Genomic DNA, 558 nt, shown 5'->3' on the forward strand with positions numbered 1-558 from the left:
GCCTCGAGTCGGTCGGCGGCGTCGAACAGGCTGCGCGAGGAGAACCCCGCGACCGCCGTCACCACCGCGGGCGAGCACCGCCGCTTCGTCGACATGGAGGACGGAACGGTGCTGTCGTTCGGGCCCCGATCCGCCGAGATCCTCGACGCCCTCGCGCGAGCCGTCTACGCGCCCGAGAGCCGTTAGCAGGCACCGCCCGAGCCGGGCGACGCCGGTACACTGGGGGTTCGCGCCCGGATCCGAGCGGGCGCGAACCCCCAGTGTACCGGCGTCGCCCGGCTCGGGCGGTGCCTGCTAACGGCTCTCGGGCGCGTAGACGGCTCGCGCGAGGGCGTCGAGGATCTCGGCGGATCGGGGCCCGAACGACAGCACCGTGCCGTCCTCCATGTCGACGAAGCGGCGGTGCTCGCCCGCGGTGGTGACGGCGATCGCGGGCTTCTCCTCGAGCAGCCCGTCGACGCCGCCGACCGACTCGAGGCCGTGCGACATCACGAGGATCAGGTCGGGGTTCGCCGTCACGAGCGCCTCGTCGGTCATCGGCTTCATGCCGTCCCACCC

At 73.1% G+C, this 558-nt stretch carries 2 pseudogenes; one reads left to right on the plus strand and one right to left on the minus strand.

What is annotated here, in order from left to right:
- A pseudogene (locus tag NS354_RS12525) lies at positions 1–186 on the plus strand (hemin receptor); the annotation flags it as partial.
- 108 nt (positions 187–294) lie between these two features.
- On the opposite strand, the pseudogene NS354_RS12530 reads toward NS354_RS12525, so the two are convergent.
- Positions 295–558: pseudogene (locus NS354_RS12530) on the minus strand (hemin receptor); the annotation flags it as partial.

The organism is Leucobacter chromiiresistens (assembly GCF_001477055.1).
Taxonomy (GTDB): domain Bacteria; phylum Actinomycetota; class Actinomycetes; order Actinomycetales; family Microbacteriaceae; genus Leucobacter; species Leucobacter chromiiresistens_A.